This window comes from Streptococcus varani (assembly GCF_001375655.1).
In the GTDB taxonomy this organism is placed as follows: Bacteria; Bacillota; Bacilli; order Lactobacillales; family Streptococcaceae; genus Streptococcus; species Streptococcus varani.
The window spans coordinates 1-4,952 of sequence record NZ_CTEN01000010.1; the positions used below are offsets into that span (position 1 = coordinate 1).

The following is a 4,952-nucleotide window of genomic DNA, read 5'->3' on the forward strand; positions in this document are numbered from 1 at the left end:
AACGTCAAAGCGATTGGAAATGATTACTAATCCACAGCGCTGAACTAAGTATAAAACAAATCTAAAAAATAATTAAGAAAGGGTTTATACTGGCGGGAGCTACCCGCTAATATAAATATAAGGAAATAATGACTGAAAGAAATGAATTGATCGGTGACATTGCTAAATTGGAACGTTTAGAAAAATCGGTTTCTCAGTATCGTGATTTTTATGTCGAAGAAAGGGAAAAGTCTAAGGAGTACTATAATTCAGCAGCATATACACCAAAAACACTGTTGCTACAACAGTAGCAACAGTGTTTTTGGTGTCATTTTTAATTGTAGTATGGATACATTTTTTTTTGAGCGTAAGCGGTCTTACTAGATTGTCCAATTAGGACAATCTGCACCCTTGGATGAGAGGGTGCTTTTTTCGCATGTTTGCTATCTGCAAGATTCCGTCAGACAGACCGCATATTTACGAAGTAAAGTATAGTGCGTTATATTATACTTTACATGGAAGTTACTCCGAACTCAGCTGAAAATGCCAAAAAAAGAGTGTGTCTTAATGTGCTATAAGAGTATGTAAAAGTAACACCAGTATGTCTTAGTGTGTATTAAACGTAGTCAAAAGTAGGCGAAGCCAAGAAAAATGCTATCACAGGAAACGTTGATACTATCAACATATCACGGCACGTGATATCAGTTTCCCTTATGCTCTTTTCAAACTTTTTGGCAGAACAAAATAGAGTCATTGATGTTCTAGCTTTTTAGCGTTTATGTCGCGAAAGCTTCTTGCTGATAAGCCAGTCTAATCTGCCCTAGGTTACTTGTCAGCAAGATGATCGTGAAATAAAAAGCGTAAAATGCGTTTTAAGGGTTCTGGGAGCTCGTATTTGAGATTTTGGAGGTCTGTTATTTTTCGAGGTATCATCGGAAAATCAGGTATCACCAAAAGACATGCTAGAAAGCAAGTTTTTGAACTCTTTGATAAAGCCTTCAAAGTCTCTGCTGTAAAACTCATTCTTGAGGAAGAACAGTCTGTAAAAATGGTTAGTTAAACTTTAGAAATTCGTCCCAACCTTGTTAACCAATGTTTCCAAGCGACTGGTAAGAATAAATTATAGCTAGGAGACTTAACCTACATTCCTACACAAGAAGGAATACTTTATTTGTCTGTCTTTATAGACGTTCATAGTAGAAAGATTGTTGGTTGGGCAATGGGCCGACGTATGCAAGACAAGTTGGTAACAGAGGCTTTCAATCAAGCTTACAATAGAGAAAAGTCTAACGAAGGGGTAATCGTCCATACAGATCAGGGTTCTCAATATACCGGAGCACGATTTCAGGACCTACTTAGACGGAAAAAATGTAAGTCTAGTATGAGTCGAAAAGGTAATCCATACTATAATGCACTCATGGAAGCCTTTTATAAAACATTAAAAAGGGAGCTTGTCAATGATGCTCATTTCGCAACTATTGAGCAAGCTCAGCTTGAGATTTTTAAATATATTGAGACTTACTATAACCCTAGACGTTTGCATTCAGCATTAGGGTATCTCTCACCTGTAGAATTTGAAAAAAATAGTTACTAATTAGCTTAACTTTATGTCTATTTTTTTCTTGACAAGTCCATCACCACCCATAGTTGGGTTCAACACACGTTAACATGCCTTCAAATAATTCTTCTGGTGTTACTTTTTTCAATCCACCATAAACGGAATCCTGTTTGGTATAGGAAGGATCAATATAGTATAGATAAGTAATATCAGAACCATCTTCAGCCAATTGATAACCAATACCAATTACATTATGTTCACCGTAGCTTCCTGGATAAATCTTTGCACAGTCAAATGTATAATACATCGGATAACCATCTGCTATATTTTGTTTCAGACGTTCTTTGAATAAGCTCATTTGTTCAGATTTTATATCGGATGTTGTCACAGTCTCTAATTTGTAGCCATCTTGATTAGCTCGTGGAGTATCATAACCAAATAAATGGCGATTCAAAATTTGAATGGCGTTCGCATTATGAGTACCAAATGTTGTATCTGTTTTCATCTCTTGAGCTAATACCTCTTGAGAAACCGTAATGCCTCGACTAGATAGCATCATGCTTACAGTTGTTGGAGCACATGTATTCCATGCTCGTTGCACTTGAGGGGAGACATTGAGCATAATTTTATCTCCGACACCATATTGTTTATCTTTCTCTTTCTCCAATCGATCAATTGTTTCTTGTGTAATCGGTGGATTGGGTTTAGCAAAATCCACTTTATCTAACTTGGAATGCCCAATCTCTTCCAAATTTTTTGAGGTTTCTTCTTGAATCTGTTGATTTTTTTTAGGCTCATTATTAAAATTAGAACCTGCAGTTTTATTTAGTGCTTTAGAACTTTTAGCTACTTCTTTTGTTTCAATATCTTTATACACAGGATTTTCTTTGAGTAGAAAGAGAGAGGTAATACATCCTAAAGATATGACAAAGAGACTTAGGATACTCCAAATTATTTTACTCTTCATAAGACACTACTTCCTTATATTATATTTAGTGCAGTTAGCTACTGCCAAATCCCAAGTGATAAACTTGGAATAAGCCACTGTAGATTAGTTCTTTTACTCCAATCACTTGACGATTTCAGAAAGGCTCTAACCACAGCTTTTTGTGGGCATTGATGTCGCTAAAAAGCTAATTAGGATGATATTCTATCTTCTCAAAAACAACATTTCTTTTGACGAGAGAAAAATAAATTAGCATTGGAATTTTACCCCCCTAATCCTCAAAAAATGTGTCTTTTTCTGAGGAATTTTTGGCGTACCCTAAAACTTATTTAGTGAACAAAAAAATTATTCAGATGAAACTATTGACTTTGTCTTTCTATATTTATTAAATTCAAGAAATCTCATTCTTGAATTCTCTTTTTTAAAAACCTCGCCATTAGCTATCTTAGATTCTGGTAATAAATATTCTACCCAAAAAATCCCTATATCTGAGAGGTAAAGTATATTTCCGTCGTAATTGTATTTTATTTTTTTGTTTAAATCGTATAAATAATACTGTAACCGTCCATCATTAGATATTCGATTATTACCTAGAAATGTCAAAAAACCATTGTGACTAGAAATTGCCTCTGAATACTCTGAAAACAATAACTTTTTACTATTATTACCGTACCCTTGATAAAATGTCGTACCTTTCGGAGTTTGCTTAACAGTAATTAGATCATTTCCATCTGAATTTAATCCATTATAAAATTCATCTTTTCCATTAGTTTTACTCAGTTCACTTTTTTTAAAAGTGAGTAAATCATAACTTATCAAGCTTGTTGTTAATTGCTTGTTGTCAAATAAAAGGTAATATAGCGTATTATCAATAACAACTGGATGTCCACTATTCTTTGATTCAACAATAGTGCGCTCTTTGGACTCTAAATTATAAGAGATAATAGGGTAATTCCCCGTAGAATCACTGGTAATAATAATAAATATATTTTTCCATTTGCTAATCTCAGTAAAATGAAGAGGGTGAACTCCAGAGATACTCAATATTTCTAAAAAATCATTATCCTTTTTACTCCATAAAAAATACTTAGATTCCTTCTCCTCATAATGATATTCGTTAAAAATCACGTAGTTTTTATCAGCGTAATATATCCCAAACGTAATTGGATTTTCATCAAAATTAACAGATTTAACTACAGAATATTCATTATTCGTAAGATTAAGAGAAATCAAAGAGCTTTTTTTCCCTTGTTCATCAATACTATATCCATAGACAATTTTATCATTTCCTAAAAATGTTGGAACAAAAGAGAATGTCTCTGAATAAGATAAAGTCTTAGATTTCTTTAGTAGATTTGAGGAAGGTTCATTTTTGAATTGAATAGGTTCTAGTTTTGAATAGATAAAATTATTTTGTTTACAAGCACTCAAACCAAGAATAGACAGTGAGATAAGGAAAATCTTCAAAATTTTACCAAGCATACCCACGAGTTCCTGAAGCATAACTCATATTTTTAATAGAGACACGTTGCTCAATAACAAACCCAGGAACACGTCCATAGCCAGGATCTACATAAGTAACTTCGTTGCCATAATTGAAATAATCGCCAATTACACCAAAATGGTACAGTGGTGCACCAATATTATGACCTCTTAGATATACATCTCCAGGACTTTCGGCAGTATTAACCATAACAGGATTTCCATAGCTTAAAGCTTCAACAACATGGCCTTTCATTTTATCAACTTGATTATAAGTATGCCATTCCCATCTAAATTTAAATCTGGAACCTTTAATAGCACTGTTCAGAGCATTAGCAACTCCATTACCTGCATTAGTGCCATTCGTTGTAGTGCCTAACAAACTTGCCATCTGTTGTTGTGATTTATTGTAACCAAGAGAGTTTACAATCATTGAGGCTGAAGCAGGTCCGCAATAATAATTGTTAATTTGTGTTTGGAAAGGAATTTTTAAAACCACTTGTTTTGGTTTAGGTGATCTTTCAGAAATTTTAATAATATTCTCTTCAAGAGGCGTTTCAAAATCTACTCCACCATTAATAACAGTTTTATCCTCTTTGACCCCTTCTTGATCAGTAGCTGCAAAAACAGGTGAAGAGAAAAATAACGATGCAGATAAAATGACTACTGGACATACTAAACTCTTGAGATGTTTTTTCATAATAAAATCCTTCTATAATCGTTTTTTGTAAACGTTTTCTTTCAAGGTAATTGTAATACTTTTCTTAAATAAAATCAATTAATTATACAATGAAAAATTAAAAACAACATTCTTACTTCAATCTGGTATAAAAGCTGATGGTTTTGAAATCGAGTAGAGGCTAATTCCTAGCCCCTCTCACACCACCGTGCGTGCCGTTCGGCACACGGCGGTTCAACTAACTTTTAACGCATGTCGTTCAAGATAATAATCTAGGCATGAAACCAGTCCACGTTTAGCGAGGACTG

General features: G+C 33.9%; 5 protein-coding genes and 1 pseudogene. 3 read left to right on the top strand and 3 right to left on the bottom strand.

Going from position 1 to position 4,952, the window contains the following annotated elements; all coding sequences use genetic code 11:
- Window positions 1-128 precede the first annotated feature (128 nt).
- The 3 genes and pseudogenes from BN1356_RS12725 to BN1356_RS12320 all read left to right on the top strand — a co-directional run.
- Complete coding sequence (locus BN1356_RS12725; RefSeq protein ID WP_176694292.1) at window positions 129-290, top strand: hypothetical protein; 162 nt, start codon at window positions 129-131, stop codon at window positions 288-290.
- 584 nt (window positions 291-874) lie between these two features.
- The gene (locus tag BN1356_RS12730) at window positions 875-1,039 is read left to right on the top strand and encodes a hypothetical protein (RefSeq protein WP_176694293.1); all 165 of its coding nucleotides are present in this window, start codon (window positions 875-877) and stop codon (window positions 1,037-1,039) included.
- A 12-nt stretch (window positions 1,040-1,051) separates the two neighbouring features.
- A pseudogene (locus BN1356_RS12320) lies at window positions 1,052-1,573 on the top strand (IS3 family transposase); the annotation flags it as partial.
- A gap of 40 nt (window positions 1,574-1,613) precedes the next feature.
- Here BN1356_RS12320 and BN1356_RS12735 read toward each other — a convergent pair.
- The 3 genes from BN1356_RS12735 to BN1356_RS12335 all read right to left on the bottom strand — a co-directional run bounded on the left by BN1356_RS12735 (window position 1,614) and on the right by BN1356_RS12335 (window position 4,665).
- Window positions 1,614-2,504, bottom strand: coding sequence for a C39 family peptidase (locus BN1356_RS12735; protein ID WP_176694294.1), 891 nt, complete (start codon window positions 2,502-2,504; stop codon window positions 1,614-1,616).
- Window positions 2,505-2,828: 324 nt separating this feature from the next.
- Window positions 2,829-3,965, bottom strand: a complete 1,137-nt coding sequence (locus BN1356_RS12330) for a hypothetical protein (RefSeq protein WP_093651654.1) — start codon at window positions 3,963-3,965, stop codon at window positions 2,829-2,831.
- Complete coding sequence (locus BN1356_RS12335) at window positions 3,955-4,665, bottom strand: C39 family peptidase (RefSeq protein WP_093651655.1); 711 nt, start codon at window positions 4,663-4,665, stop codon at window positions 3,955-3,957. The genes BN1356_RS12330 and BN1356_RS12335 overlap by 11 nt, the downstream gene beginning before the upstream one ends.
- Window positions 4,666-4,952 lie beyond the last annotated feature (287 nt).